The sequence below is a fragment of the Streptomyces sp. H39-S7 genome (genome assembly GCF_027158205.1).
GTDB lineage: Bacteria > Actinomycetota > Actinomycetes > Streptomycetales > Streptomycetaceae > Actinacidiphila.
Genome location: NZ_JAPVLU010000015.1, coordinates 50,226 through 76,079, shown reverse-complemented (window position 1 = coordinate 76,079; position 25,854 = coordinate 50,226). Strand labels below are relative to the sequence as shown.

The window sequence follows — 25,854 nt, the reverse complement described above, 5'->3', positions numbered from 1 at the left end:
CCCCCCCCCCCCGCACCCCCCACGGCCGGCCGGCCCCGGACCGGCCCCTACCAGGCGCGCGTCAGCGGCACAGGGCCGCGTCCACGACCCGGTCGACACGCCCTCTGGTCGCCTCGTCGGACAGCTGCACGCTCACCGCGACGTTCGCGGCACGGCCGCCGACGGTGGCTCCGCCCCGGGTCTCGTATCCCGGATAGCTGCCGCCATGGCCCCAGTAGAGACCGCCGCACGACAGCGGCTTGCTCACGAGGCCCAGCCCGTAGCGGGCGCCGGGGCCGAAGGTCTCGTCCGCGGGGAGGGTGGCGGTACGCATCTGGACGCGCTGGGCCGGCTTGAGCAGGTCACCGGTCAGGAGCTCCGAGAAGAACCGGTTGAGATCGGAGTTGGTGGAGATCATCTGACCTGCCGCCCAGGCCCAGGAGGGGTCGAACTCCGTGACGTCCTGCGGAGGCGCGCCGGCCGAATCCCTGTAGTAGCCCGTGGGATGGGGCTCCCGTATGGTCACGTCACCGGGGGCGGGGAAGTAGGTGTGGCGCAGCCCGAGCCTTTTGATGATGCGCTGGTCGATCTCCTGGGCGAGCGTCCTGCCGGTGACCTTCTCGACCATCAGGCCTGCCAGTACGTAGTTCGTGTTGCTGTACTTCCATTGCGTTCCGGGAGCGAACTCGGCTCGGTGCTGGAGTGCGATGTCGAGGAGCTGCCGGGGTTCGTAGTGCTGGACGTCCTCGCCGAGGTAGTTGCTGTAGTTGGGAAGGCCACTGGTCTGCTGCAGCAGCTCGCGGACTTTGATGCGTCGCCCGTCGATCCCCTCCCCGCGGACCACGTCCGGAAGGTACGTCTCGACCGGTGCGTCGAGTGCGATCCTTTTCTCGCCGACCAGTTGCAGGACGACCACCGCGGTGAACGTCTTGGTGTTGCTGCCGACGCGCACCTGGCCGTCACGGGGCACTTCCGAGCCGGTGGCCAGGTCTCCGACCCCGGCGGTGTAGGTAAGGCTCCGGCGGCCGTGGTCGGTGACGCTCGCCAGCGCGGCGGGTACGCCGTCATCCTTCACCAGCGCGTTCAGGCCCTGCTGGACGGTGTCCGGCCGGGTGGCGGCGGAGGCCGCGGGCGGCGTCAGGGCACCCATCGCCATCACGCCCACGGCGACCGCGGCCGCGGCCGGAACGGCTCTGCGCCAACCGGCCCGACGCTGCTGGGAAGAACGGGACGACATCTGCCACGCCTGTTCACGCACGAACTGACTCCTACGGGATCATTGGGGGACCAGCGGTATGTGGTCGGTCCAGCATGTCCGGCCACGACCGGCCGCCACGATCCCGCTAGCCGCACAACCCCAGGTGGGGCTACCCCCCGGGCACATCCGGCCGGAACGACCGCGTTCGCCTGGACGGTTCGCGGCATCCGGCCTGCGGGCCGCCGGTGTTCAACTGCCGAGGGGCTGAAACCCTTCCGACACCCGGTCGTCCGCCGAGAGCACGCTCAACTGCCGCAGGTGGTCGGCCGGATCCAGGTCGCGGCCCTGCCGGAAGGCGGTGGTGAACGCGTCCGAGCCCAGGTCCTTCGTCGCGCGAGCGGTGACGCGGTCGACGTCGCCGCGTTCGGCCGGGGGGAGGGGGGAGCCCACCGACTCTCGGACCGCCGCGGCCGTACCGAGCAGCCGGGCCGCCCGGGTCGGCCGGCCGGCCAGTGCCTGGGCGCCGGACAGCCCCTCCAGCGCGAGCGCGACCGCCCGGAGATCGCCCGTCCGCTGTGCTGCCGCCATACCGTCCAGGTGCAGGAGGTGCGCCTGCTCGGCGTCGCCGCGCTGCTCGGCGACGAAACCGAGCTCGGCGAGGATCAGGGCCATTCCGGAATCCACCCCCACCCGGCGGTTCCACTCCAGCCAGGGGCGCAGATGCTTCTCGGCGGCGTCGAGGTCTCCCTGCCTGCGGGCACCGAGAGCGAGCCCGGTCTCGGCGAACTGCTCAGCGGGCCGGTGGGACTGCTCGGCGGCCAACCGCCGGGCCCGTTCGTGGAGTTCCGCGGCGGACCCGTACTCGCCGGTGAGCAGTGCGACCCTGCCCAGCCTGGACAACCGGAACGACACATCCGTCCAGAGCTGCAGTTCCTCCGCGATGCGCACGCCGTCGCGGTGCAGACGAGTGGCCTCGTCGTAGTCACCGGCGATCTCGGCCAGAATGCCCAGTTGTTCACCGGACTGCAATTGGCCCCATCGGTCGCCGAGTTCGGCGAAACGGGCGGCGCTGTCGATGGCATGCCGTTCCAGGGCGGCCAGGTCGCCCCGGTAGAGGGCTTCGGTGGCGCGGGTGCTGTGCGTGGCGGCGGTCCCCCAGGCGTCGTCCGCGGCGTGGAACTCGTCGAGCAGTCGCGCCGTCCGGGTCTCGTCGGACGGGCCGGTGAAGCCGCAGCCGGCATGGGCCAGGAACCACCGCGCCCGGGCATCGGCCGCGTCGTACGCCCCGTCGAGCGGTTGCCGTGGCTGCGCGTGGTCGCCCGCGAGCAGCGCGAAGGCCGCCTGCCTGGCCAGCGCGCTGCTTCGGCCCGCCGGACCTCCGTCGAGGGCGGGGCCGGCGCCGCCGGGAACGCCGCGGCCCAGTGCCGCGTCGAACGAACGCCGGGCCTCGCCCATCCGGCCGCGCAGAAACCAGTACCAGGCCAGCGCGTTGACCTGCCGCACCGCCAGCTCCGCATCCCCGTCGGCGCCGCCGTCGCGTTCCCTGCCGGAGGTGGCATCGGCCAGCGCGCTGCGCAGATTGGCACTGTCGCTGTCGAGCCGGCGCAGCCAACGGCGCTGGTCGGGACCGTGCAGCCACGGTGCGGCACGCTCGGCCAGCTCGGTGTAGTGAGCCCGGTGCCGTCGACGGGCGGGCCGGGACTCATCGACCTCGTCGAGCCGTTCCAGGCTGTAGGCGGCGATCGACTCCAACAGCCGGTACCGGGGGCCGTCGTCGCCGTTCACCACGGTGACCAGGGACCGGTCGACCAGCCGGGTCACGACGTCCAGGACGGCGTCGGCGGGTACGTCCGGTGTCGCGCAGACCTCCTCGGCGGCTGCCAGGGTGCATCCGCCCGCGAAGATCGCCAGCCGGCGCAGGACGGCGCGCTCGGCGTCCGTCAGCAGCCCCCAGCTCCAGTCGATCACCGCACGCAGGGTCCGGTGGCGGGCGGGTGCGTCCCGACGCCCCGCATTGAGCACACGGAAGCGGTCCCGCAGGCGCTCGGCCAGCTCATGGACGCCCAGGGCCCGCACCCGCGCCGCCGCGAGCTCCAGCGCCAGGGGAATCCCGTCGAGGCGCTCGCAGACCAGTGCCACCGCGTCGGCGTTGGCGGGCCCCAGGGCGAAGCCCGGGGCGGCGGCCGCGGCCCGTGCCGCGAACAACCGCACGGCGTCCGACTCCCGCAGCGGCTCGACCGCGTGCAGCGCCTCGCCGGAGATCGCCAGCGGCTCACGGCTGGTGGCCAGGATGCGAAGCCCCGGAGCGTGCCGCAGCAGCACCTCGGCCAGGTCCGCAACCGGCTGGACCACGTGCTCGCAGTTGTCCAGGACGAGCAGGAGACGTCGGGCGCCGATCGCGTGGGCGAGCCGGTCCTCGGTCCGCGAGGACGGCAGGTCACCGGCGGAGTGGTCGCGGATGCCCAGCGCGTCGGCGATGGCCGAGGCCACATCGGCGCTCTCACCGGTCCGTGCGATCTCAGCGGCGAGTTCGATCAGCCAGACGCCGTCGGGAAAGGCGTCGCCCGCCGTCTCGGCCGCCTCCAGAGCGAGCCGGGTCTTGCCGACTCCCCCGGGGCCGGTGAGGGTCACCAGACGACCCGACGCCAGCAGCGCGCGCACCTGGACGACGTCCTCGTGTCGTCCGATCAGGTCGGTCAGCCGGGCCGGCAGGTTCGTGCGGGGCGCGGCGGCAGCGACGTCCGGGCGGTGCGCGACAGGCGCGCGGACGGCGGGGTCGAGTGCCGGGTCGGGCACCACCGGCGCGCGGACGGCGGGAGCAGCGGCCGGGTCGGGCGCCAGATCCGGATCCTGCCGAAGGATCGCCCGGTGCAGGGCGACCAGTTCGGGACCGGGGTCGAGCCCCAGTTCCTCGGCCAGGCGCTCCGCGAGGTCGCGGTAGCTCTCCAGCGCCTCCGCCTGCCGGCCCGAGCGGTACAGGGCCCGCATGTGCACCGCCCGCAGCGTGTCCCGCAACGGGTGCGACCTGACGAGATCGCCCACCTCGTCCGCCAGTGACCGGTGCTCGCCCAGTTCCAGGCGTATCCCGACCAGTTCCTCCAGGGCCGTCAACCGCTGCTCGTCCAGCCCGGTGGCGGCCGTCCGTGCGAAGGAGTGGTCGCGGAACTCCGTGAACGCCGGTCCCCGCCAGAGCGCCAGAGCCTGCGTCAGCAGTGGCACCCGGCGGTGCGGATCACCGGTCCGGCGGGCCTGCCCCGTCAGTGCGGCGAACCGACCGGCATCCAGCGCGTCGGCCGGCACCTGCAACAGATAGCCGGCCGGCCGGTGGACGACCGACTCCCGGCCGCCGGGCTCGGCCAGCTCCAGGGCGCGCCGCAGCTGCGAGACCTTGGTCTGCAGGGTGTTGGTCGGACTCCCCGGCGCCGCCTCGCCCCACAGGTCGTCGACCAGACGGTCCGTCGAGAGCGGTCGGCCGTGGTGGGCGAGGAGATCGGCCAACAAGGCACGGACCTTGGGCTCGCGGACGGCGACCAGGGCCCCCTCATCGGTACGGACCTGCAGCGGACCCAACACTTCGAAGCGCATGGCGCCACGTTAACGCCCCCCGCGTGCGGGCCGTACGGGGAGGTTTCACGGACTGTGCGGGGAGCGTGCGGGGGCCGTGGGAGCTCGTGCGCGGACCGTCAGCCGATCGTGCGCGGCCTCCGGCAAAGTCATTTCCACCAGCAGCAAGGCGCCACCGAACGAAAGAGGAAGCCCACCATGTCCCACCGGACGAACCCCACCACCACCGGGGCCACCGCGACCACAGCCGACACGGTGAGCATCACCTCCGGAGAGATCCGGCTCGCGGCGCGCCCCTCCGGGGAGCCCACCACGGACACCTTCGAACTGGTCCGCGCCGATGTGCCCCAGCCGGCCGAGGGGCAGATCGCCGTCCGCAACACCTGGATGTCGGTGGACCCCTACATGCGGGGCCGGATGGACGACCTGCCCTCCTACATCCCCCCGTTCCCGCTCGGCGCCGCGCTGGAGGGCAGCGCCGTCGGCGTCGTGACCGCGTCACGGTCCGACCTCGTACCGGTCGGCGCGACCGTCTCGCATTTCCTGGGCTGGCGCGAACACGCTGTTCTCGATGCCGCCGCGGCGACCGTCATCGACACCACCATCGCCCCGGCGGACGCGTACCTGGGTGCGCTGGGCACCACGGGCCTGACCGCGTACGCGGCGCTGACCCGGGTCGCGCCGGTGCGCGAGGGTGATGTGGTGTTCATCTCGGCCGCGGCGGGGGCCGTCGGGAGTGTCGCCGGACAGCTGGCCCGCAAACTCGGCGCGTCGAAGGTGATCGGCTCCGCCGGCGGTCCGCGGAAGGCGGAGAAACTGGTGACGGACTTCGGGTACGACGCCGCCATCGACTACCGCGCCGGCTCGCTGGAGGACCAACTCGCCCAGGCCGCGCCGGAGGGAATCGACGTCTACCTCGACAGCGTCGGCGGCGACCACCTGCGGGCGGCCGTCGCCGCGATGCGAACCGGCGGCCGGATCGCCCTGGTCGGGGCCATCAGCCAGTACAACGCCACCGTGCCGGCCGCCGGCCCCGACAACCTGTTCCAGGCCGCGGCCAAGGAGCTGACGCTGCGCGGCATGCTCGTCAGCAGCTACTTCGACCTCTTCCCCGAATGGATCGGGCGCGCCGCGGGATGGCTGGCCGACGGAACCCTGCGCACCGAGCAGACCGTCTACGAGGGCATCGAGCAGGCCCCGGCCGCATTCCTCGGCATGATGCGCGGCGCCAACACCGGCAAGATGCTCGTCCGGCTGGACGGCTGACGGCCATGACACAGCACGCTCTGCTGGTCCTCGCCCACCCGCGCGGTAACTCCCTCACCGCGCAGATCGCCCACCGCACCCGCGACCGTCTCATGTCCGCCGGATACACCGTCGATCTGCTGGACCTGCACGCGGAGGGATTCGATCCGCGCAACGGCCCCGAGGACGAGCCGGACTGGGCGGACCGCGACAAGCCCTACTCCCCCGAGGTCCGCGCCCACATGGACCGGATCGACGCAGCCGACGTCATCATCGTCGTCTTCCCGATCTGGTGGTTCGCCCTCCCTGCGATCGCCAAGGGGTGGATCGACCGCGTGTGGAACTACGGTTTCGCGTACGGCCGCAGCCGCCCCCGCCTGGGCGGCAAGAGGATGCTCTGGCTCGGATTGTCCAGCTACCCCCGCGAGCACTTCACCGAGCTCGGCTGGGACACGGTCATCGACCGCCAACTCCGCGTCGGGATATCCGAGTTCTGCGGTATCAAGGACGCCACGGTGGAGTTCGTCCACGACTCCCTGAGCGCCGGACCGCTCGCGCTCACGGCGGCCGACGCGGCACTCACCACTTTCCTCGGCGTGTCCGTCCCTGTCGCGCCTGCTCACTGATCCGTCCCGTACGACCGAACCACCCGCACAGGTCCCACATCATTTCGAAGGAGCCACACCATGAGCGACAACCGCACCCTCACCAACCCTGCGGGCCTGCACGACCCCACCCCGTTCGGGTACAGCCATGCCGCCTCCGCACCCGGCGAGTTGGTGTTCATCGGCGGCCAGTACGCCTCCGACACCACCGGACAAGTGGTTGCCGGCGACTTCGCCGCCCAGGTCGAGCGCTCCCTCGCCAATCTGCGCACCGCGCTCGCCGGCGTGGGCCTCGGCTTCGAGCACGTCGTACGGCTCGGCTCCTACATCGTCGACCACGACCAGGAGAAGCTGGAGATCCTCGGCACGGCGCTGCACAGCGCCTGGTCCGACCGCCTGCCCGCCCAGACACTCGTCGGAGTCGCCGCCCTCGCGCTCCCCGGCATGCTCTTCGAGATCGACGCGGTCGCGGCCCGCCCGCTCGGGACACCCGAAGCCTGAACCGAGTCGCGGACGGGACCAACGCCCGCCGCCGCACCGCGCGACGGGCCGGGAGCAGGCCAAGGGCACCGGACCCCGATCTGACGGGGTCCGGTGCCCGACCGCGGGAAGGCCGGGCGCGCACGCTAGTCCGTCGTCGCGTGACCCTGCTGGGGAATGCGGCCGCAGACGAGGTTGCCCGGGTCGGCGGGGTCGTCACTGATCCAGAACTGGGACCAGAGAACGGCGAACTCCGGGCGGCTGAGGTGGCCGTCCCCGTCGAGGTCGAGGAGGTCGAAGACCTCGTCGGTGTCGATGCTCTGCCCGTGCCAGGTCTCGATGAGCCGACGGTGTTCGCTGCGGGAGATCCGGCCGTCCCCGTCCCCGTCGACGGCGTCGAAGAGCGTGTCGGCGGTCGCCGTGACGGCCTCGCGCATGGAGGGCAGCAGATCCACGAGCGCGAAGAGCTCGTCGATGTCGACCCCGCCGTCGTTGTTGGCGTCCCCGACCGCCCGCAGGCCTTCCCACCAGCCCATGACCACTTCCTCCACCCGGGCGCGGAGTTCCGTTCCCGGCTCCACTCCCGGCAGCCGGCCCCAACGGGCCGCGAGCGCCTCGAAGTCATCCCTCCGCAGGTAACCGTCCCCGTCCGCGTCGAAAGCCGCGAACATTCCCTTGATCTTGTCCCGCTGGAACACGCTGGCCATGAACAGCCCCCTCTCACGCCGAACCGCCAGAACGCCGTCACACAAGGCGATCAACCAGAAACCATAGGTGAGTTCGCCTGCGCCGAGTGGCTTTCCACGATTCGGACATTTGATCCACGGTGCAGCGGTTCCCCCGTGGGCGCACCGTGCGGAGCGGAAGCCGCGTTCAGGGGCGCAGGCCGAGTGCGTCGCGGCCCGCGTGGCGGGCCTGGGCACCCTCACCGAGGAGGTTTTCCCTGCCCCAGGCACCCAGGGGGCCCAGGGCCTCGCTCAGGGAGACGCCCAGCGGGGTCAGGGCGTAGGTGACGCGGCGCACCGCCCCCTCGAAGGCTTCCTCCCGGAAGACGATGCGATCGCCCTCCAACTCCCGCAGGTGCGAGGTGAGAACCTTCTCCGTCACGCCGGGGATGCCTCGCCGCAACTCACCGAACCGGCAGGGCCCGCCCTCCAACGCCCACAGGATGAGCACCTTCCACTTGCCACCGACCACGTCGATGGCCGCGTCGATGCCACACACGTAAGCGTCCCGCTTGGTCATCCCCTCACTTTAAGGTAACCACCCACAAAAGAGTACGTACTTGATCATGGTCTGGGTGTGCACGAGCCTGATCGGCATGGACATTCACAGCACTTCCAAGAACCCCGTCACGCTCCTCGGTCTCGGCGACATGGGCACCGCGCTCGCCCGCGCCTGGCTGGCCGCCGGACACCCGCTGACCGTCTGGAACCGCACCCCGGAGAAGGCCGAACCGCTGGCGGGACAGGGCGCCCGGACAGTGGCCGGCCCGGCCGAGGCGGTGGCTGCGGCAACCGGTCCCATCGTCCTCTGCCTACTGGACGACGCCTCCGTGGGCGAGGCTCTGGACGGCATCGACCTGCACGGCAAGGACGTGATCAACCTGACCACGAGCACCCCCGCCCAGGCCCAGCAGCGCGCCCGCTGGGCCGAGGACCGCGGGGCTCGATTCCTGGACGGCGGGATCATGGCGATCCCTCCGATGATCGGCCGGCCGGAGACCGGCGGCTACATCTTCTACAGCGGCGACCACGCACTGTTCGAACGCCACCGCGAGGCGCTGGCGGTCCCCGCCGGTGCGGAGTTCGTCGGCGAGGACCCCGGCCACGCGGCACTGCACGACATCGCGCTGCTCAGCGCGATGACCGGCATGTTCGCGGGCATCACGCACGCCTTCGCCCTGGTGGGCCCCGAGAAGGACCTCGACCGGGCCCGATTCGCCACGCTGCTCGCGGAGTGGCTCGGCGCCATGTCCGGCGCCGCCCACGGCATGGCCGCCCAACTGGAAAGCGGCGGCTACACCGAGGGCGTCACCTCCAACCTCGCCATGATGGCGGCGGCCAACGACACGCTCCTGGCCACGGCGCGCGACCAGTCCGTCGATCCGCGGCTCCTCACGCCCTATATGGAGTTGATGCGGCTCCGGGTGGCCCAGGGCCACGGTGACGAGGGCCTGGCGGGCGCCGTGGGCCTGCTCGGAGGCGAGTGACGGTCCGCCGGCCGCCCGGAGCAGCACCGCCGGGAACAGCGGCGCAGGGCTACCGGCTCTCGTGCACGAGCGCGTAGGCCCGTACCGGGAAGGTGCCCAGGCCCTCGACCGCCGGAGGTGCGGCGGTGAAGCGGAATCCGTGGGGCGGCAGTTGCTCCAGCCCGCGCAGGTGCTCGACCACCGGGATACCGGCGGCGAGCAGCTGGGTGTGCGCGGGCCGGGTTCCGTCGGTCGTGCTGTCGATGTTGAGCGAGTCGATCCCGACGAGAGCCGGCTGCTGGCCGGCGAGCCAGGCCGCCGCCTCGGCGGTCAGGTAGGGGTGACCGTCACCGTACTGCTCGGTGCCCCAGTGCCGGTCCCAGCCGGTGTGGATCAGGACGGCCTTTCCGGCCACGTCGTGCGGCAGCAGGAGCGCCCGGTCGACCGCGGGCCCCTCGGTGCCCGTCACCCGGACCACCACGCCGTCCAGGTCGGTCAGCCGCTCCAGTGGCAGCGCGGCGAGGTCGTCCCCGTCGCCGAAGCGGTGGAAGGGGGCGTCGACGTAGGTACCGGTGTTGGCCACCATCGAGATGTGCCCGATGGAGAACTCGGTGCCCGGCGTATAGACGCTGCGCGAGGCCTCCCGGGACAGGTGCTCGCTGATCTCGGGCCCGGGCACCCCCGGAAGAGTCACCATGCCCTGCCGGATCGGATGGCTCAGGTCCACCGTCCGCCCCTTGGAGGCGGCGGCTCCCTCCGTACCGCGCGAGCCCTTGTGGGGTTCGCGCAGCAGCCGGCGCCCGCTGACGCGCACCTCGCCGACCATGAGCAGCCCGAGGTGGCGCACGAGCAGCTCCCCGACCTCCTGGTCGCTGATGTCCGGCCCCGGCACGTCCAGCCGGAAATCCTGGGTCTGCAGGGCGCCGCCGTTGGCAAAGACGATGTCGGCGTCGAACTGCACGCGCCATTCCTCGGTGGTGTCCATGCTCCGATGATCAGTGAAGACCTGCTGTATTTCAATCGCGATTTTCTGAAGTACCACTACAGTTCCGCTGATGGAACTCGACCCCAGGCGACTTCGCGTCCTGCGCGCGGTCGCTCTCCGCGGCGGTGTCATGGACGCGGCCCGGCTGCTCCATCTGTCGCCCTCCGCCGTCTCCCAGCAACTGGTCCAGTTGGAGCGGGAGGTGGGTCTGCCGCTGGTCGACCGCTCACGGCGCAGGGTGGGCCTCACACCCGCCGGTCGGCTGCTCGCCGCGCGCGCCGAACGCATCGAACAGGAGCTGGCCGAGGCGCGACGCGAGCTCACGGAACTGAGCGGCCGTGTGGTGGGCCCGGTCACGATCGCGGCGTTCTCCACGGCGGTCTGCCACCTGCTGGCCCCGGCGCTGCGCTCGCTCCAGGAGGCGCATCCGGAGCTGCAACCGCGGGTGGTCGAGCTGGAGGGCCCCTCGGCCCTCCGCGAACTGCGCACCGGCGGTTGCGACCTGGTCGTCACCGAGCACGACGGTGGGAACGCCGCATCGTCCGACGGGCATGATCTGGCCTCCGCACCGGTGGCCGACGACGAGTACCGGGTGGTGACGCCCGTGGGCTGGCCGCGGCCGGCCTCGGTCCGGGACCTGGCCGACCGGCCCTGGATCGCCTGCCCCGAGGACACCGCGTGCGGTCGCGCGCTGCTGCGGATCTGCGCCGACCACGGTTTCACCGCCCGCCGCGACCACGTCTGCCGCGAGTTCCCCACCGTCCTGGCCATGGTGGCAGCGGGCGCCGGAGCGGCCGTCGTGCCCACGTTGGCCCTCGGCCGGGCGGCGTCGGCGGTCGTCGCGGTGCCGGCCGTATCGGGCGTCGGCCACCGCAGGATCAGCGCGCTGTTCCGCCGCTCGGGCCCCGAGCCCCTCACCTCTGCCGTCGTCGGGGCATTGAGGGTGTCCGCGGAACAGGCCGGACTGATCCCGGCACCGCACGACGGAACCTCCGCCGCGGAGTCCTCCCGCGGCCGGGACGCGGCCGAGGTCAGTGGGCCACCGTGACCACGATCTTGCCGAACTGAGTGTTGGACTCCATGTGCCGGTGCGCCTGGACGATGTCCTCCAACGGGAAGAGGCGATCCACCACCGGTCGCAGGAACCCGGTGCGCAGGCCCGAGGTGACGAAGGCCGCGGCGCGACGCATCCGCCGGGGGTCCCTGGTGATCTCCAGCATGGTGAAGGTGCGCAGGTTCAGTGCGGGCATGCCCAGGTCGAAGCCGGGGTAGGGCGTGGGCTGCCCACTCTGCGCGCCCCACAGGAACACCGTTCCGCCGGGGGCGACCGCGCGCGCCAGGTCGACCACGCCCGGGCCCGCGACGGCGTCGAAGACGAACTCCGCGCCCCGGCCACCGGTGATCTCCAGCAGGCGGCCCGCCACGTCCTCCTCGTCCGAGACGATCACCTCGGCCGCCCCCTCCTCCAGCAGCCGCTGCCGCTTGCCGCGGGTGCGGGTGACGGCGATCGGCGTGGCGCCCACCCGGTTCGCGGTCTGGAGGGCGGCCAGGCCGACGCTGCTCGAGGCGGCGGTCACCACCCCGACGTCGCCGGCCCGCATCCCTCCCACCTCGACCATCGCGCCGTAGGCGGTGAGGTAGGGCATCCACACCGCGGATCCGGTGACCGCGTCCACCGCGTCCGGGCGGGGCAGGAGCGCGTCGGCCGGCACGAGCGCCCGCTCGGCGTACACGCCGTAGTCGTTGTACGAGAAGCTCGGGACGACGCTGACGGCCTGACCCACGTGGAATCCGGCGACCCCCGGGCCGACCGCCTCGACCACTCCGGCCGCCTCGTTGCCGAGCCGGGCAGGCAGGGACTTGGCCTGCTGGATGTACCGGCCGCTCCTGAAAAGGGCCTCCGCCCTGTTCAGGCCGATCGCATCCACCCGGACGCGCGCCTCGCCCGGTCCGGGCTCGCCGACCTCCAGCTCCTCCAGCCGCAACACCTCGGGTCCGCCGATCTCGTGGAACCGCACAGTCCTTGCCATGGCACCGTCCTTCGTTCGCGGGAAACCCGGTTCGCAACGCGGTTCACCGTGGCACAGAAGTACGATGGCAGTCAAACTTTGATGAAGGTCGTACTATGGGAACCATGGAACGCACGCCGACCCACCCCGATGTCGCGGACGTCGACCTCCAACAGGTGCTGGAGGCCCTCGTCGATCCCGTGCGCCGCAGTATCGTCACCCAACTCGACACCGCCGGGCAGGACATCGCCTGCGGCGCCTTCGACCTCGAGGTCAGCAAGTCCACCGCCACCCACCACTTCAAGGTGCTGCGCGAGGCGGGCCTGATCCGCCAGCACTACGTCGGGACCTCGCGGATGAACACCCTGCGCCGCACCGAGATGAACGAGGCGTTCCCCGGACTGCTCGACGCCCTCACCGCACCCCGCCCGCACGGGCGTTGACGCGGCGCACCACCTCGGACACGGCCGGCACGGCCGCCAAGTCGTGGGACGGCGCCAAAATCGACCGGCACAAACGTTCGGGACGCGTCATGATATTCCTTCCACCGGGGGGCGGTGCTGGTACGGCCCTGCTCACACAGTGAAAGAGGGCTGCAGCATGGCACTGATCCGCCAGCGTTCCGCCGCGGGGGCGCCGGACGACAACGCGGAGGGTCCGGGCACTTTCAAGCCGGGACGCCCGGGCGCGTTCACCGCCGAGCGGTGGATCCGCCCGTGGGCACGCCTCGACCCGGCTTTCGGGGACGCCGGCCTGCGGGCCCTGCGCGCGGCGGCCAAGGCCGCGGACTGGCCCGCGATGAGCGAGCAGTTGTCCGCCGTCACCGACGGCCAGGACCTGACGTGGCTGCTGGCGAACGTGTCCGAGGTCGCCGGGATCGAGAAGTGGATACCCGCGGTCGTCGCGGCCGAGCCCGACGCCCCGCTGCCCCGGCTCGTCTCCGGCGCGCGGCACGTCATCTGGGCCTGGGAGGCCCGGAGCGCCATGCGGGCCGTACACGTGTCCCGCGAGCAGTTCCAACTCTTCCACGAGCGGCTGAGGGTCGCGGAAGAGCTGCTGTACGAGGTGGCCGAGCGCGAGCCCGAGTGGGTCGCGCCCTGGCACTTCCTGCTGATGGCCGGGCGGGGCCTGGAGGTCGGGCCCGAGATCTCCGCCCTGCGCTTCGAGGCGGCCACCCGGCGCTACCCGGGCCACCTGGGCAGCCACCAGCAGCGGTTGCAGCAGCTGTGCCCCAAATGGAGCGGGTCCCGCGAGCAACTGCACGCCTTCGCCCGCGACTCCATGCTGGCGGCGCCGGAAGGCAGCCCGCTGGGTGAACTCGTCGCCGCCGCGCACCTGGAGGACTGGCTGGACAGCCGGGACGACAGCACCGTCGACCGCCTGCGCAGCCACGGGGTGATCGAGCAACTGCACGAGGCGGCCGACCGATCGGTGCGCCACCGCGACTACACCCGGCCGCGCGAATGGGCCCGCGGGTTCAACACGTTCGCGATGGCCTTCGCGCTGGCGGGCGAGAAGGCCGCCGCCGCCGAGATGTTCCGGTCCGTGGGCGGCACCGTCACCCAGTTCCCCTGGATGTACCTCGGGAATCCGGCGCTCAACTTCCGCGTCTGGCGCAGGCGCGTCGGAGCCTGAGCCCTCGGCCCGAAGCGACGCGCCCACGCCGTCCTTCCCGCGCCCACGCGCCCTCCCCCGGAGACCACTCCAGGTCCGTCTCCGGGTTCACCTCTCCCTGTGCCGAACGAGAAGGCCATCCCCGGTGTCCGAAGCCCAGACCTCCCATACCTTACAAGTCGACCTGCGCGGTCTGGTCGACCTGCTGTCCCACCACCTCTACTCCAGCCCCCGGGTCTACCTGCGGGAACTCCTGCAGAACGCGGTCGACGCGATCACCGCCCGGCAGGCGCTGGCGCCCGGCGCGCCCGCCCGCATCACCGTGCACGCGGGCGAGGACCTGACAGTCACCGACACCGGCGTCGGCCTGTCGGAGGCCGATGTCCACACCTTCCTGGCGACCATCGGCCGCAGCTCCAAGCGCGGGGCCGACGGCGGTATCGACGGCATGGAACTGGCTTCGGCGCGCAGCGACTTCATCGGCCAGTTCGGTATCGGACTGCTGGCCTGCTTCGTGGTGGCCGACGAGATCACGGTCGTGACCCGATCGGCCGCCGACCCCCACGCACCCGTGGTCGAATGGCGCGGCACCTCCGACGGCCGCTACACCATCCGCACGCTTCCGGCGCGGGAGATGCCCGAGCCCGGTACGCGGGTGCGCCTGGTGCCCCGCGCCGACGCGCGGGAGTGGACCCGCCCCGACCGCGTCGTCGCCCTCGCCCGGCACTACGGCAGCCTGCTCAAGCACGAGGTCACCGTCATCGACGGCCGCGGCGAGGCGACGCGGGTCAACGACACCCCCGCCCCGTGGGACCGCCCGCACCCCTCCCCGCTGGCCCGCCGGGAGGCGCTTGCCGAGCACTGCCGGCAGACCTTCGACTTCACGCCGCTGGACACCATCGAACTCGACCTGCCCGTGGCGGGGCTGCGCGGCGTCGCCTACGTCCTGCCGACCGCCGTGCACCCGTCCCGGCAGGCCGGCCACCGCGTTCACCTCAAGGGCATGCTCGTCTCGGACCAGGCCCAGGAACTACTGCCGGAGTGGGCGTTCTTCGTCCGCTGCGTCGTGGACGCCGACAGCCTGCGCCCGACCGCGTCCCGCGAGGCGCTGTACGAGGACGAGACGCTCGCCGCGATCCGCGACGCTCTGGGCGCCCGGATCCGCGACTGGCTCACCGGCCTGTCGGCCAGCGACCCGGCGCTGCTGCACCGCTTCATCAGCACCCACCACCTGGCCGTCAAAGCACTGGCCCGATACGACGACGAACTGCTGCGCCTGCTCCTGCCGTGGCTTCCTTTCGAGACCACCGACGGCAACATCACCCTCGACGAGTTCGCCCGGGCCCACCCGGTGATCCTGGTGGCTCAGACCGTCGAGGAGTTCCGGCAGGTCGCCCCCATCGCCAGTGCCGCCGGACTCGGCGTCATCAACGGCGGCTACACCTACGACCGCGACCTGGTGCACCGCCTGCCCGAGATCCGGCCCGGCGTCTCGGTCGTCGACCTCGACCCGAGCGCCGTCACCGCCCACCTCGACGCCGTCGACCCCGCGGCCGAACTCGCCGCGACCTGGTTCCTGCACGTCGCCCGCGAGGTCATCGGGCAGTTCGACTGCGACGTCGTGCTGCGCAGCTTCCACCCCGTCAACGCGCCCGCGCTGCTCCTCGACAACCGCGAGGCCCGGCACGAACGCAGCCGCACGGAACTCGCCGGCCAGGCCGACGGCCTGTGGGCCGACATCCTCGGCTCGCTCCGCTCGGAGGCGCCCCGCGCCCAACTGGTGCTCAACCACCTCAACCCGCTGGTGCGGCGCGCCGCCACCATCACCGAGCGCGGGCTGGCGGTGACGGCGGTCGAAGCGCTGTACGGCCAGGCCCTCCTGCTGACCCGCCGCCCGCTGCGCTCGACCGAGAGCGCCCTGCTCAACCGGGCCTTCATCAACCTGCTCGCCCATGCCATGCACGACCCGATGACATCCGACCTCCCGGAGGAGTCGTAATGCTGGACACCCCAGAGGCCGTCTTCGAGGCACTGCGTGAGAACAACGAAAGGCCCTACGGCCGGCCGCGCACCGTGGTCGCCGAGGAACTCGTCGAGGCGGCCGAGCAGTTCGAGGACAAGGGCAGTCTGGTCACCGCGCTGCTGGAACTGATGGAGGCGTACTCGTACTCCGGCGAGCACCGCAAGACGCCCGTGGTCTTCGCCCGCATCCTCAAGGTGCGCGAGAGCGACCCCGACGCGTTCAGCGAATGGGAGGCCGACCAGATCCTGTGGCGCTTCAAGTGGGTGGCCAACTCGCTGATCCAGGTGCCGGACGTTCCCCTCGCGGCGATCCGACGGTGGATCGACGAGGCCCGCGACCGCTACCGAGCGGCCGGCCACGGCCCGCATCCCGTCTACGCGCTGCGCTACCAGCTCGCGGCCCACACCGGTGTCGACGTGCTGTCCTCCTTCGACCTGTGGGTGACCCGGCCGCGCTCCGCACTCAGTGACTGCGAGGCCTGCGAGGTCCGCCGGCGGGCCTGCCACCTGGTGCGGACCGGAGAGGACGGACGGGCCCTGACGGCCTGGCAGCCGGTCCTGTCCGGAGCCCTCACCTGCACCGAGGAGCCCTACGGCAGCCAGGCCTTCAGCCTGCTCCCCCTGCTGCGGCTGGGCCGCACGGACGAGGCCCGCTCGCACCACCTCGTCGGGTACCGCTACGCCCGCGGCCGGACGGGGATGGCGGAGGAGGTGGGTCTGCACGTGGAATTCTGCGCGCTGTCCCGCAACGAGGGCCGCGGCCTGGAGATCCTCGCGGAGAACCGGGTGCTGTTCGAGGACGGCGGCGCTCCACTGGCACGTCTGGCGTTCCTCACCGCTGTCGAACTGCTGCTGGCGGGACTGGTCGCGGACGGCCACGACGACCTGGCCGTCGCCGGGCCGCCCGGAAGCAACTGGACCGCGACCACGCTCCTGGAGCGCGTCCGCTCGGACGCCGGGAGCATCGCCGCCGCCTTCGACACCCGCAACGGCACCACCGCCGTCAGCGAGGGCCGCCGTACCCGTCTGGCGCAGCGGCCCCTGGTGGCCGAGCCCCTCGTCCTGGGCATCCGCGCCACCCTGCCCGGCGGGCAGGGGGCCCCGGCAGCCCCGCCCGTCCTGGCCTCCGCCGAGCGGATACCGGAGGATTTCACCGCCCTGGTGACGCGGGCCCGTGAGCTGACCCAGGTCGGCCGCCCGGACGACGACACCCTGTGGCAGCGGGTCGCCGAGGTCGTCGCCGCCGAAGGCCATCTCCACCCGGCCGAACTCGGCCCGGAGGAGCACCTGCGGGCCGAACTCGCGGAGCACGCCGGCTTCGCGGCCTTCACGGACGAGAAGTGGCAGCTGGGGCGGCAGGTGATGCTCGAAGCCGCCGCTACCTACGAGAAGGCCGGCCTGCCGGCCCACGCCGCGGCCGCCCGGGCCCGCGCGGCCACCGGACTGGCCACCGCCGCGCACAAGGACCCCGAGGTGGACGGCTCGTCGGTCGGCGAGGAACTGGACGCGGCGCTGCTGCGTACCCGGGAACTGACGGCCGACACGACCGGGTCGCCGGCCGGTACCCCGAGCCGCGCCGCGGACGAACTGGCGGACAAGTACCTGGTCGTGCTGCAGAGCCGCGTGACGATCGCGCACACCGCACTGATCAATGAACTGCCCGACATCTCCGACGCCACCCGGCGGGCGTTCGACGCGGCGCTCGCGGAGTTCCGCGCCGAGGCGACCCGGCTCGACCGTGCCCACCGGCTCGCGACAGCCCACCAGTTCGCCGCTGACGTCGCGGCCCGCACCGACGACCTCGACACCGCCGCGGACGAGGTGAACGCCGCACTGCAACTGGCCGAGAAGTCGTTGCAGCCCTGGCGGGCGACCCGGCTGCTGGGACTGCTGGGCCAGATCACGCTCCAGAGCGGACACCCCGACCAGGCGGTGCCGCTGCTGCACCGTGCGCTGGCCTCCGCCGCCCAGTGGGGCGACCGCTCCTTTCCCGTCAGCTCCACCTATGCGCTGCTCGGTCACGCCTGCGCGCACTCGGGGGACCTCCAGGGCGCCATCCGGCACCTGTCCGAAGCCGCCGACCGCCTCGACCGCGAAGCCGAGGTGGAGAACGCGGCACAGGTCAGACTGGAACTCGCCTCGCTGCTCGCGGACGCGAACCGGCAGGCGGACGCCGTCGCGGTCCTCGAATCGGTGCTCAACAGCGAGGCCGACGCCCTGGACGAACGCCTCCGCGCCCAGCTCCGGCTCAACCTGGCACGCGGCCTGAGCGCCTTGGACGAAAAGCGCGCCGCCGCGGAGGAGTTCCTCCGTCTCGCCGACTCCCTGGCCGACTGGCCCGACCAGGACACGCACACGATGGTCGCGTGCGAAGCCGCCGTCGCGCTGGCCGAAGCCGACCTGTGGGACCCCGCACGAGCGGCGTACGCCCGTGCGCTGGCCTCGCACGCGACAGCTCCCCGCCCCGGGCGCGTCGCGGGCATGATGTGCGAGTTCGCCCGTCTGACCATGGCCGCGCGGGACGCGGAGGGGCTCGACGCCGCGCTCGGTCATCTCGCCGAGGCCGACCTGGTCTGCGAGCAGGCGGCCGATGACGCAGAGGACCTGGTCGCCTGGTACCAGGCCGGCACCATCCGCTACCAGCGGGCCCGCGCCTACGCCACGGCCGCACGCTACGCGGAAGCCCTCGCGGAGATGGAACGGGCGATCACCGCGTACGAGGCCGGCGGCCGCCCCGCGGAGGAACCACGCGCCGAAGCCGTCCGGGTGGCCGCGCTGATCGAGGGCAACGCGCTGGGCGCCGTCGACGCCGCCGCGGCCCGGCTGTCCCTCGCGATCGCCCGGTGCACCGAGGCGGACCTCCCGCAAGCCGCCTCGGCGCTCGCCTCACTGCGCCAGGGACTCCTGAGCCAGCAGAACGCCTGAGCACCCGCACGCCCCGGGCCCCCGTCCGGTCCCACCCCTGCCGGGTGGGACCGGAGTCATCCCGCGCCCGAGACCTCAGTGATCTTTCCGCTCGCGTCGACGGTGTGGGTGTTCCAGTAGGTGTCCCACGTGTCACCGACATGCTCGGGAACCTTGCCCTGCGGGAAACGGACGTACCCCTTGGGCGGCTCCTGGCCGTTGGGCGCACAGGCGCGACCGGTGGTGCCCACCGCCAGGACCGGGTACTCCCCGCCCCCGCAGATCGCGTCCTCGGTCGAACAGCCGGTCAGCATCGCCACGGTGAGGCAGGCCACCGCCAGCGCCCCCAGGACGGACCGCGCGGGGCGCCGGGCGACCGCGGGCGGCGAGGTGTGGACTCGGTATGCCATGCGCACAGGTGACTCCTCCTTGGACGAGTGGGTACGGCCAGCCTGCACCAAGAGGTGCGGGCCATCATGAGTACGCGTACTCACCCTGGTTGCCCTCCGGCACCGCTCACCTGAACAGCGTACCCATCCCTTCGCCCCCACCCCCTCTGATACCGCCCCTGACCTGCTGTTTCGCATCGGCCGGGCTACCCGTTCCCGCATGCCCAGGTTGCCGGGCCGTTGGCAGCAGGGCGGGATGGGAGCAGGGCGCGTCCACTGGTGCGGGGGGAAGTACCTCGCAGGCGTGTGCCGAGGAGTGATCTTTCATGGCAGCCGACGGCGTTTTCCGGGACTCGAATGAGCTCAAGGGTCTGACCGTCTACGACGCCGGCGGGGAGAAGATCGGCCACGTGCAGGAAGTCTATGTCGACGACCGGACCGGCCGTCCGGACTGGGTGACCCTCAAGACCGGCATGTTCGGCGCGAAGGAGTCCTTCGTACCACTGGCCGGCGCCCGCAGTGATGGTGACGCCCTCCACATCGCGCACGACAAGGCCACCGTCAAGGACGCGCCCCGGCTGGACGCCGGCCAGCACCTGGACGTGGCCCAGGAGCAGGAACTCTTCGCGCACTACGGGCTGAGCGACGGCACCGGCGTCAGCGGCGCGCCCGGCGTGGGCGGCAACCGCCCGACCGCCCCGCTGTCCGGCCGGGAGCAGGACGCGGCGATGGTGCGCTCCGAGGAACAGCAGCACGTCGGCACCGAGGAGCACGAGCCCGGCCGCGCCCGGCTGCGCAAGTTCGTCGTCGCCGCCGAGGGCGAGACCGAGGTGACGCCGCAGGCCGAGCAGCCCGTGGTCCGCAAGGAGACCGTGGGAGACAACGACGACCAGGGCAAGCCGGGCCGGCATCGCTGAGCCCCCGCGGATCGCACCCTGGCCGGGTCCGCGGGCGGGGCGGCACACTGCCACCATGGTCGACACCGCGGGCGAGGCGCTGGAACTGCACAGGCTGCAGGTGGCACAGGTGGGCGTGCTCCCTTTCGCGATCGGATCGTTCGACACCATCGGTCCGCTGGCCAAGGCCGACTTTCCACACCGGCACACCTTCTACGAGGTCGCCCTGGTGACGCACGGCCGCGGCGCGCACGTGGTGGATCTCGTGCGGCAGGATCTCGATCCGCCGTACCTGTACGCGATGGTGCCCGGGCAGGTCCACTACTGGCAGAACGGCGAGGACATCGCCGGATGGGTGCTGCTGTTCAACGAGGACTTCCTCCTGCCGTATCCCGGGGACGCGGAGGTCATCCGCCGGCTCAGCGCCCGGCCGCGGTTGCGACCCGACCGGGAGGAGGCGGCGCGCCTGCAGACGCTGCTGGTGGAACTGGACCGCGAGTACCGGCAGGCCGACCGGGGCCACATCGGCATCATCTCCTCGTATCTGCACATCCTGTTGCTGCGGGCGTTACGGATGCCCGATCCGGCCGCGCGCGAGGAGGAGGCCGGCGCGGGCGGGCGGGCCGGTGAACTGGTCGATCGTTTCCGGCTGTTGATCGCGCAGCCGGGCCCGCGGCTGCACTCGGTCGAGGAGTGCGCCCGCGAGCTGCGCGTCTCGACGAGTTACATGCACGACGCGGTCAAACGCGGGACCGGGCGGACCCCCGGGCAGTTGATCAGGGCGCGCCAGATCCTGGAGGCGAAACGGCTCATCGCGAGCACCAGCCTGACAATCCGCCAGGTCTCCGCCGAGGTCGGCTTCGTCGACCCGGCGTACTTCTCCCGGTTCTTCCGCCGGGAGACAGGAGTGTCGCCCGGCGACTTCCGCCGGGCGGTCGGCGAAAAGCACCACGAACCGGCAGGACGGTCCCTCGCCGCCCCACAGTCACCTGCGTAGATTCACAGTCGTGCCCGGAGAGGGCGGCTGACGTGCCGTTTCCTTTCGGCCGATATGTCATGTCCACGCCATGATGCAAGGAGAGTCCTGTGCCCACCCCCCACGACGAGTCCAGCGGTTCCCCAGCCTCCGAGGAACACCGGGGCATCAGCCGCAAGAACCTGATCAAGGCCGCCCTGCTGGCAGGCGCCGTTCCCCTGCTGACCGGCGGCGGAGTGGCCCTGGCCCGGGACCGCGCCGCCACGGCCCCGGGCCGCCCGCTGTCCGTGACTCCCGCCTGCCACGACGGGGACGCCACCACGATCCCCAACATCGAGGGGCCTTACTTCAAGCCCAACTCGCCCCTGCGGACGAACCTCGTCGGCGCCGGCCTGCCCGGGACACCGCTCACGGTCAGCGGCTACGTCTTCGGCCGGGACTGCCGGCCGGTCTCCGGGGCGCTGCTGGACTTCTGGCAGGCCGACGACAACGGCGGCTACGACATGAACGGCTTCACCCTGCGCGGCCACCAGTTCAGCACCGCCCAGGGCGCGTTCGGCCTGACGACCATCGTGCCGGGCCTGTACCCGGGACGCACCCGGCACCTCCACGTCAAGGTCCAGGCGCCCGGCCGACCCATCCTCACCACGCAGCTGTACTTCCCCAACGAGCCCCGCAACAGCACCGACGCGTACTACGACGCCCGGCTCCAGATGACCGTGCGGCAGGTCGGCTCCGGCGAGCAGGCCACCTTCGACTTCGTCCTGAACGTCACGGGCACCCCCACCCCGTCGCCGACCACTCCGCCACCGACCACCCCGCCGCCCGGCGGAGAGGGAGCCTGGGCACCGGGCACCGTCTACCAGGCGGGCCGGCAGGTCACCTACGGAGGAGCGACCTACCGCTGCGTCCAGGCCCACACCTCGATGACCGGCTGGGAACCGCCCAACGTGCCCGCCCTGTGGCAGCGCCTCTGACCGGAGAACGTCCGTCCGCCGCGGGCCGGGATTGCGGTTCGCGGCGGACGTCCGTCATCGGCCCGGGAAACGGTCGGACGCCGACGCCCCGCGCGTCGGCACGCTCCCTCAGGCCTCTTCCGTGAGGTGCCGCACGACGGTGTCGGGGCCGGGCGACATGAGCGCTTCGTGGCCGTCCTCGAACCGCACCCTGAAGGGCGGGGTTCCATCCGGGCCCAGCACCTCGATGACCTCCGCTCGCCGGTCGTGCCGACCGACCGTGCGGCCGTGAACCAACAGACGGTCACCCACACTTGCGCGCATCTCGCCGGCTCCTCTGCAGACGGGACCAGGAGCCCAGAGCCTCGTGCAGCTCCTGGGACGGTGTCGAGACCCCAGCCAAGCAGACAGTGACGGCGATGTCACCCTCGGCACCGATCACCTCGGGATCCACCCGCCGCCCGCCGGACGGCCGACCAGGAACAACAGCCCGTCCGGCCCGATGCCGCGCATCCCACATGCTGATCTGCCGCGTCACCACAGCCCGCGCTGGTTCAGGTTGGCCACCAGGGCGGCCACCGCCGTCAACAGGAAGACGATCCCTCCGACGATGTTCCGCGAGCGCACCCGCAAGTGGGCAGTGATCGCGCCGACGAAGTACAGCACGAGGCCGGCGGCGGCGAGGTTCCCCACCAGCGGGACCACGAACCCGGCCAGCAGCCCCAACGAGCCGGCCGCCAGACACATGCCCAGCCGTGGCACCCACGACCGGGGCACGCCCTTCATGTCCGCCTGGGTCTTGGGATAGTCGTGGCCGATCAGGTAGGTGACAGCGGCGATGGCGTTGAAGAGCGACGCGACCACGGTGATCGTGACGTAAGCGACGAACATGAAATCTCCTTGTCGACAAGAACAGCTTCAGGGAGTGCCCGGCTCACCGGCGGAACCGGTCCGGACCCGCGGCCGAGGCGAGGAACCTCAGGATCCGGCCGTTCAGTTCCTCCGCCTCGACCATCGGGACGCCGTGGTGGGAGAGCCCGGGGACGACGTCCACCGTGGCGTCGCGGAGTGTCCTGCGGGCTGCGGCGGCCGCCCGGCGACTGTCGTGGGTGCGGCTGTTCTCGGCGAACAGGGCCAGGGCCGGCACCTGGAGCGCTCGGAGACCGGCGCCCTGGGGGCGCCTTCCGGTGACGATGCGGCCGCGCGGGAGTTCGGCGGCCCGGCCGTACAGGCGCAGCCACGCGTCGTCGAACGTGGCGCCGCCGGTCTCCCAGGCGAGGAAGGCGCGGGCGCGCCGCGCCGTGGGGCGCGCGAGGAGCGGGAGCGCGTGCAGCAGGTAGCCGGGCTTCAGCCCGGCGAAGCAGTGGGTCGGGTCGAGCAGGACCAAGCGGCGCACCCGTTCCGGGGAACGGAGGGCGTAGCTGAGCGCGACCCAGGCCCCGTAGGAGTGTCCGCAGAGGTCAACGTCCTCCACGCCCAGGCCGTCAAGGGTTCCGTCGAGCCAGTCGAACAGATCCGCCGGGGTGCGAATGGTCCGCCCGCCGCGCTCGCTCAGGCCGGCCTCGCCGATCCGGTCGACGGCGTACAGACGTCGGGTGCGGCTCAGGCCGGCCGCGTTCGCGTACCAACTCGCGGCCGTCGCCCCGCCTCCGTGGAGGAGGACCAGCGGTTCGCCGTCCGGCGGCCCGCAGGCGTTCACGCGGGTGGCACCGTACGGCGAACGGAGCTCGAGGGACTCGACCGGCACTCCCCAGGTGGCGAGAACCGCCTGGTAAGCGGCGTGGAACCGCGCGGTGTCGTCGCGCGTCGGGTCGGTGGCCATGAGTCGTCGCTCCCCCCGCCCATATCTCTCGTTCAGCGAGATAGTTGCTTGGCGAGATAGTATGCACCCGACCCCAATCGAGGGAAGGCCGGGTGGCATGCGCGAGGAAGATCCGCGAATGCGGACGGTGCATCTGCTGCGCGAGATCACCGTCGCGCTCCACCGGACCGGCGGCGGGTTCGCCGAACGCCACGGCCTGCACCCCACGGACCTGCGCGCGCTGATCTCCCTGCTCGATTCCGCCCGAGCCGGCACTCCGACGACGCCGGGACGGCTCGGCGCGCAACTGGGCCTCAACTCGGCCGGGACGACGGCTCTGGTCGACCGGCTGGAGCGGCTCGGGCATGTGCGGCGGACCCGCGACGGCAAGGACCGACGCCGCGTGCTGATCGAGGTGACCGATTCCGCGGTCACCCTCGGGGAAGCGTTCTTCGGTCCGTTGATCGAGAACGTCCTGGGCGTGGCCGAGGAGTTCGACACCCACGAGGTCGCCACCATCGACCGCTTCCTGCACGGTGTCGCGGAAGCGGTGGCCCCACCGGAGATCCGCGGGTAGCCGGACGCCGGCCGGCCGGATATTCCCCGTGCGAACCGGCCGCTGCGCGTGATACTCCTCCCTGTCATGGGAGATCTTGTGACAGCGCGGCTCGTGCTCCATCCGATGACCGTCGGCGAGGCTGAACGACTGGTGGCGGGCGAGCAGGACAACGGTGCCCGATGGGCCCCCGGATACCCGGCCGCCGGGGACGTATCGGCCGCCCGCCGATTCCTGGGCACCTGCGCGAGCACCGGCGACCCGAACCCGTTCGGCACCTACGAGGTCCGTCGCCGCGAGGACGGTCGGGCGATCGGCGGGGTGGACTTCCACGGACCCGCGGACGCGAACGGCAGCGTCACGATCGGCTACGGCCTCATCCCGTCAGTGCGGGGCAAGGGATACGCGTCCGAAGCCCTCCGCGGACTGCTGTCGCTGGCACGGGCACACGGCGTCGCCAGAGTGAGGGGCGACGCCGACCACGACAACATCGCGTCCCAGCACGTCATGGCGGCAGCCGGCATGAGGCCGGTCGGAGCGGACGATCGCGTCAGATACTTCGAGATCGCCTGGTCCGACGCGACACCGGCTGTCCGCGGCGCGTGACGGACGCCGGGAGCCGCGGTGCGGGCCGCGAAGCCCGCGCCGACGCTCCCTGCGGTCACCGCCGGCCCGGGCGGGCCCGGTCACCGGGTGGCGAAGGTGGAACAGCGGGAGGGGTCGCCGGAGGTGTATCCGACGGTGAACCACTGCTTGCGCTGACTCGACGAGCCGTGCGTCCACGTCTCCGGAGTGACCTTGCCCTGGAACTCCGCCTGGATCCGGTCATCGCCGACGGCCGCCGCGGCGTCCAGTCCGTCGTTGATGTCGGCGGTGGTCACCTTCGTCAGCAGCGGACGGCCGGTGGACGGCTGCGGTGTCCGGGTCGCCTGGTAGGCCCACACCCCGGCGTAGCAGTCGGCCTGCAGCTCGAGTTTGACCGAGGCGCTGTCGGCGCCCTGCCGGTCGTTGCCGACATCCCGGGTCGTACCCAGGAGGTCCTGAACGTGGTGACCGTACTCGTGCGCCACCACATAGGCCTGGGCGAACGGTCCGCCCGACGCCCCGAACTTGGTCCTGAGTTCGTCGAAGAACCCCAGGTCCAGGTAGACCTTCTGGTCACCGGGACAGTAGAACGGACCCACTTCCGAGGTCGCGGGTCCGCACGCGGAGGAGTAGCGGCCGGTGAACAGGACGGTACGCGCCGGCGCGTACGCGGTGCCGCGGGCCGGCAACTCCTGCTTCCAGTACGTCTGCACGCTGTTGATGACGGCGACGATGCGGCAGTCCTCACGCGTGTTGGCCTGCCGGCCGGTCCGGCACTCCTCGCTCACCTGGTCGGAGTCCGTGGACCCGGCGCCGGTGCCGGGGTCGGCGTCACCGCCGATTCCCAGCTGACCGGGGCCGATCCCGAAGAAGAGCGCCACCAGCAGGGTGATGAGGCC

25 protein-coding genes are annotated in these 25,854 nt (G+C 71.9%); 14 read left to right on the top strand and 11 right to left on the bottom strand.

Annotated elements, in window-relative coordinates:
- Positions 1-61: 61 nt before the first annotated feature.
- Both O3X23_RS16615 and O3X23_RS16610 read right to left on the bottom strand, forming a co-directional pair.
- Positions 62-1,216, bottom strand: coding sequence for a serine hydrolase domain-containing protein (locus tag O3X23_RS16615; protein ID WP_269272261.1), 1,155 nt, complete (start codon positions 1,214-1,216; stop codon positions 62-64).
- Between the two features lie 210 nt (positions 1,217-1,426).
- Complete coding sequence (locus O3X23_RS16610) at positions 1,427-4,762, bottom strand: AfsR/SARP family transcriptional regulator (protein ID WP_269272158.1); 3,336 nt, start codon at positions 4,760-4,762, stop codon at positions 1,427-1,429.
- A gap of 177 nt (positions 4,763-4,939) precedes the next feature.
- Between O3X23_RS16610 and O3X23_RS16605 the strand changes: the two genes are divergently transcribed.
- Genes O3X23_RS16605 through O3X23_RS16595 form a run of 3 tightly spaced genes read left to right on the top strand, consistent with a single transcriptional unit; the run spans position 4,940 to position 7,092 of the window.
- On the top strand, positions 4,940-6,007 hold the full coding sequence (locus tag O3X23_RS16605) for an NADP-dependent oxidoreductase (protein ID WP_269272157.1): 1,068 nt from the start codon (positions 4,940-4,942) through the stop codon (positions 6,005-6,007).
- 5 nt (positions 6,008-6,012) lie between these two features.
- A complete protein-coding gene (locus O3X23_RS16600) occupies positions 6,013-6,612 on the top strand; it encodes an NAD(P)H oxidoreductase (protein ID WP_269272156.1) in 600 nt (199 codons plus the stop codon).
- A 60-nt stretch (positions 6,613-6,672) separates the two neighbouring features.
- Complete coding sequence (locus O3X23_RS16595) at positions 6,673-7,092, top strand: RidA family protein (protein WP_269272155.1); 420 nt, start codon at positions 6,673-6,675, stop codon at positions 7,090-7,092.
- A 125-nt stretch (positions 7,093-7,217) separates the two neighbouring features.
- Here the strand turns inward: O3X23_RS16595 and O3X23_RS16590 are convergent, their stop codons facing one another.
- Positions 7,218-7,778, bottom strand: a complete 561-nt coding sequence (locus O3X23_RS16590; RefSeq protein ID WP_269272154.1) for an EF-hand domain-containing protein — start codon at positions 7,776-7,778, stop codon at positions 7,218-7,220.
- Between the two features lie 166 nt (positions 7,779-7,944).
- A complete protein-coding gene (locus tag O3X23_RS16585; protein WP_269272153.1) occupies positions 7,945-8,316 on the bottom strand; it encodes a winged helix-turn-helix transcriptional regulator in 372 nt (123 codons plus the stop codon).
- Between the two features lie 76 nt (positions 8,317-8,392).
- Here O3X23_RS16585 and O3X23_RS16580 point away from each other — a divergent pair, with 76 nt between their 5' ends.
- Positions 8,393-9,283 (top strand): NAD(P)-dependent oxidoreductase, encoded by an 891-nt coding sequence (locus tag O3X23_RS16580; RefSeq protein ID WP_269272152.1) that lies wholly within the window; start codon positions 8,393-8,395, stop codon positions 9,281-9,283.
- Positions 9,284-9,332: 49 nt separating this feature from the next.
- Here O3X23_RS16580 and O3X23_RS16575 read toward each other — a convergent pair whose 3' ends face one another.
- Positions 9,333-10,247: a cyclase family protein gene (locus O3X23_RS16575; RefSeq protein ID WP_269272151.1), complete on the bottom strand. Its 915-nt coding sequence runs from the start codon at positions 10,245-10,247 to the stop codon at positions 9,333-9,335.
- A 70-nt stretch (positions 10,248-10,317) separates the two neighbouring features.
- On the opposite strand from O3X23_RS16575, the gene O3X23_RS16570 reads away from it, so the two are divergent.
- Positions 10,318-11,295 carry a LysR family transcriptional regulator gene (locus O3X23_RS16570; protein ID WP_269272150.1) on the top strand — a complete coding sequence of 326 codons (978 nt, stop codon included), beginning with the start codon at positions 10,318-10,320 and terminating at the stop codon, positions 11,293-11,295.
- Here the strand turns inward: O3X23_RS16570 and O3X23_RS16565 are convergent.
- Positions 11,279-12,277, bottom strand: coding sequence for a zinc-dependent alcohol dehydrogenase family protein (locus O3X23_RS16565; RefSeq protein WP_269272149.1), 999 nt, complete (start codon positions 12,275-12,277; stop codon positions 11,279-11,281). The two genes, O3X23_RS16570 and O3X23_RS16565, sit on opposite strands and share 17 nt — an antisense overlap.
- A gap of 104 nt (positions 12,278-12,381) precedes the next feature.
- Here O3X23_RS16565 and O3X23_RS16560 point away from each other — a divergent pair, with 104 nt between their 5' ends.
- The 4 genes from O3X23_RS16560 to O3X23_RS16545 all read left to right on the top strand — a co-directional run bounded on the left by O3X23_RS16560 (position 12,382) and on the right by O3X23_RS16545 (position 18,817).
- Entirely contained in the window at positions 12,382-12,699 is a 318-nt protein-coding gene (locus tag O3X23_RS16560) for an ArsR/SmtB family transcription factor (protein ID WP_269272148.1), read from the top strand.
- Positions 12,700-12,856: 157 nt separating this feature from the next.
- Positions 12,857-13,891 carry a hypothetical protein gene (locus tag O3X23_RS16555; protein ID WP_269272147.1) on the top strand — a complete coding sequence of 345 codons (1,035 nt, stop codon included), beginning with the start codon at positions 12,857-12,859 and terminating at the stop codon, positions 13,889-13,891.
- Between the two features lie 124 nt (positions 13,892-14,015).
- A complete protein-coding gene (locus tag O3X23_RS16550; protein ID WP_269272146.1) occupies positions 14,016-15,869 on the top strand; it encodes an HSP90 family protein in 1,854 nt (617 codons plus the stop codon).
- Positions 15,869-18,817 carry a hypothetical protein gene (locus tag O3X23_RS16545; RefSeq protein WP_269272145.1) on the top strand — a complete coding sequence of 983 codons (2,949 nt, stop codon included), beginning with the start codon at positions 15,869-15,871 and terminating at the stop codon, positions 18,815-18,817. Before O3X23_RS16550 ends, O3X23_RS16545 begins: the two co-directional genes overlap by 1 nt.
- Positions 18,818-18,873: 56 nt before the next feature.
- Here O3X23_RS16545 and O3X23_RS16540 read toward each other — a convergent pair whose 3' ends face one another.
- On the bottom strand, positions 18,874-19,206 hold the full coding sequence (locus O3X23_RS16540) for an SCO0607 family lipoprotein (protein ID WP_443047866.1): 333 nt from the start codon (positions 19,204-19,206) through the stop codon (positions 18,874-18,876).
- Between the two features lie 305 nt (positions 19,207-19,511).
- Here O3X23_RS16540 and O3X23_RS16535 point away from each other — a divergent pair, with 305 nt between their 5' ends.
- The 3 genes from O3X23_RS16535 (at position 19,512) to O3X23_RS16525 (ending at position 22,034) form a co-directional block, all read left to right on the top strand.
- On the top strand, positions 19,512-20,102 hold the full coding sequence (locus O3X23_RS16535) for a PRC-barrel domain-containing protein (RefSeq protein ID WP_269272144.1): 591 nt from the start codon (positions 19,512-19,514) through the stop codon (positions 20,100-20,102).
- Between the two features lie 55 nt (positions 20,103-20,157).
- Positions 20,158-21,078, top strand: coding sequence for a helix-turn-helix transcriptional regulator (locus O3X23_RS16530; RefSeq protein ID WP_269272143.1), 921 nt, complete (start codon positions 20,158-20,160; stop codon positions 21,076-21,078).
- A gap of 89 nt (positions 21,079-21,167) precedes the next feature.
- Complete coding sequence (locus O3X23_RS16525; protein ID WP_269272142.1) at positions 21,168-22,034, top strand: carbohydrate-binding protein; 867 nt, start codon at positions 21,168-21,170, stop codon at positions 22,032-22,034.
- Between the two features lie 108 nt (positions 22,035-22,142).
- Here O3X23_RS16525 and O3X23_RS16520 read toward each other — a convergent pair whose 3' ends face one another.
- The 3 genes from O3X23_RS16520 to O3X23_RS16510 form a co-directional block, all read right to left on the bottom strand.
- On the bottom strand, positions 22,143-22,337 hold the full coding sequence (locus O3X23_RS16520; RefSeq protein WP_269272141.1) for a DUF1918 domain-containing protein: 195 nt from the start codon (positions 22,335-22,337) through the stop codon (positions 22,143-22,145).
- Positions 22,338-22,547: 210 nt separating this feature from the next.
- Positions 22,548-22,904 (bottom strand): DoxX family protein, encoded by a 357-nt coding sequence (locus tag O3X23_RS16515; protein WP_269272140.1) that lies wholly within the window; start codon positions 22,902-22,904, stop codon positions 22,548-22,550.
- A 43-nt stretch (positions 22,905-22,947) separates the two neighbouring features.
- The gene (locus O3X23_RS16510; protein ID WP_269272139.1) at positions 22,948-23,835 is read right to left on the bottom strand and encodes an alpha/beta fold hydrolase; all 888 of its coding nucleotides are present in this window, start codon (positions 23,833-23,835) and stop codon (positions 22,948-22,950) included.
- A 118-nt stretch (positions 23,836-23,953) separates the two neighbouring features.
- Here O3X23_RS16510 and O3X23_RS16505 point away from each other — a divergent pair, with 118 nt between their 5' ends.
- The gene (locus O3X23_RS16505) at positions 23,954-24,391 is read left to right on the top strand and encodes a MarR family winged helix-turn-helix transcriptional regulator (RefSeq protein WP_269272138.1); all 438 of its coding nucleotides are present in this window, start codon (positions 23,954-23,956) and stop codon (positions 24,389-24,391) included.
- Positions 24,392-24,457: 66 nt separating this feature from the next.
- Positions 24,458-24,976 carry a GNAT family N-acetyltransferase gene (locus tag O3X23_RS16500; protein WP_269272137.1) on the top strand — a complete coding sequence of 173 codons (519 nt, stop codon included), beginning with the start codon at positions 24,458-24,460 and terminating at the stop codon, positions 24,974-24,976.
- Positions 24,977-25,056: 80 nt separating this feature from the next.
- On the opposite strand, the gene ypfJ is transcribed toward O3X23_RS16500, so the two are convergent.
- The coding region (gene ypfJ / locus O3X23_RS16495) for a KPN_02809 family neutral zinc metallopeptidase (protein WP_269272136.1) at positions 25,057-25,854 on the bottom strand (798 nt) is incomplete at its 5' end.

Coding starts and splice junctions, on each gene's coding strand:
- O3X23_RS16615 (WP_269272261.1), bottom strand. CDS start 1,216: ATGTCGTCCCGTTCTTCCCAGCAGCGTCGGGCCGGTTGGCGCAGAGCC.
- O3X23_RS16610 (WP_269272158.1), bottom strand. CDS start 4,762: ATGCGCTTCGAAGTGTTGGGTCCGCTGCAGGTCCGTACCGATGAGGGG.
- O3X23_RS16605 (WP_269272157.1), top strand. CDS start 4,940: ATGTCCCACCGGACGAACCCCACCACCACCGGGGCCACCGCGACCACA.
- O3X23_RS16600 (WP_269272156.1), top strand. CDS start 6,013: ATGACACAGCACGCTCTGCTGGTCCTCGCCCACCCGCGCGGTAACTCC.
- O3X23_RS16595 (WP_269272155.1), top strand. CDS start 6,673: ATGAGCGACAACCGCACCCTCACCAACCCTGCGGGCCTGCACGACCCC.
- O3X23_RS16590 (WP_269272154.1), bottom strand. CDS start 7,778: ATGGCCAGCGTGTTCCAGCGGGACAAGATCAAGGGAATGTTCGCGGCT.
- O3X23_RS16585 (WP_269272153.1), bottom strand. CDS start 8,316: ATGACCAAGCGGGACGCTTACGTGTGTGGCATCGACGCGGCCATCGAC.
- O3X23_RS16580 (WP_269272152.1), top strand. CDS start 8,393: ATGGACATTCACAGCACTTCCAAGAACCCCGTCACGCTCCTCGGTCTC.
- O3X23_RS16575 (WP_269272151.1), bottom strand. CDS start 10,247: ATGGACACCACCGAGGAATGGCGCGTGCAGTTCGACGCCGACATCGTC.
- O3X23_RS16570 (WP_269272150.1), top strand. CDS start 10,318: ATGGAACTCGACCCCAGGCGACTTCGCGTCCTGCGCGCGGTCGCTCTC.
- O3X23_RS16565 (WP_269272149.1), bottom strand. CDS start 12,277: ATGGCAAGGACTGTGCGGTTCCACGAGATCGGCGGACCCGAGGTGTTG.
- O3X23_RS16560 (WP_269272148.1), top strand. CDS start 12,382: ATGGAACGCACGCCGACCCACCCCGATGTCGCGGACGTCGACCTCCAA.
- O3X23_RS16555 (WP_269272147.1), top strand. CDS start 12,857: ATGGCACTGATCCGCCAGCGTTCCGCCGCGGGGGCGCCGGACGACAAC.
- O3X23_RS16545 (WP_269272145.1), top strand. CDS start 15,869: ATGCTGGACACCCCAGAGGCCGTCTTCGAGGCACTGCGTGAGAACAAC.
- O3X23_RS16540 (WP_443047866.1), bottom strand. CDS start 19,206: ATGGCATACCGAGTCCACACCTCGCCGCCCGCGGTCGCCCGGCGCCCC.
- O3X23_RS16535 (WP_269272144.1), top strand. CDS start 19,512: ATGGCAGCCGACGGCGTTTTCCGGGACTCGAATGAGCTCAAGGGTCTG.
- O3X23_RS16530 (WP_269272143.1), top strand. CDS start 20,158: ATGGTCGACACCGCGGGCGAGGCGCTGGAACTGCACAGGCTGCAGGTG.
- O3X23_RS16520 (WP_269272141.1), bottom strand. CDS start 22,337: ATGCGCGCAAGTGTGGGTGACCGTCTGTTGGTTCACGGCCGCACGGTC.
- O3X23_RS16515 (WP_269272140.1), bottom strand. CDS start 22,904: ATGTTCGTCGCTTACGTCACGATCACCGTGGTCGCGTCGCTCTTCAAC.
- O3X23_RS16510 (WP_269272139.1), bottom strand. CDS start 23,835: ATGGCCACCGACCCGACGCGCGACGACACCGCGCGGTTCCACGCCGCT.
- O3X23_RS16505 (WP_269272138.1), top strand. CDS start 23,954: ATGCGGACGGTGCATCTGCTGCGCGAGATCACCGTCGCGCTCCACCGG.
- O3X23_RS16500 (WP_269272137.1), top strand. CDS start 24,458: ATGGGAGATCTTGTGACAGCGCGGCTCGTGCTCCATCCGATGACCGTC.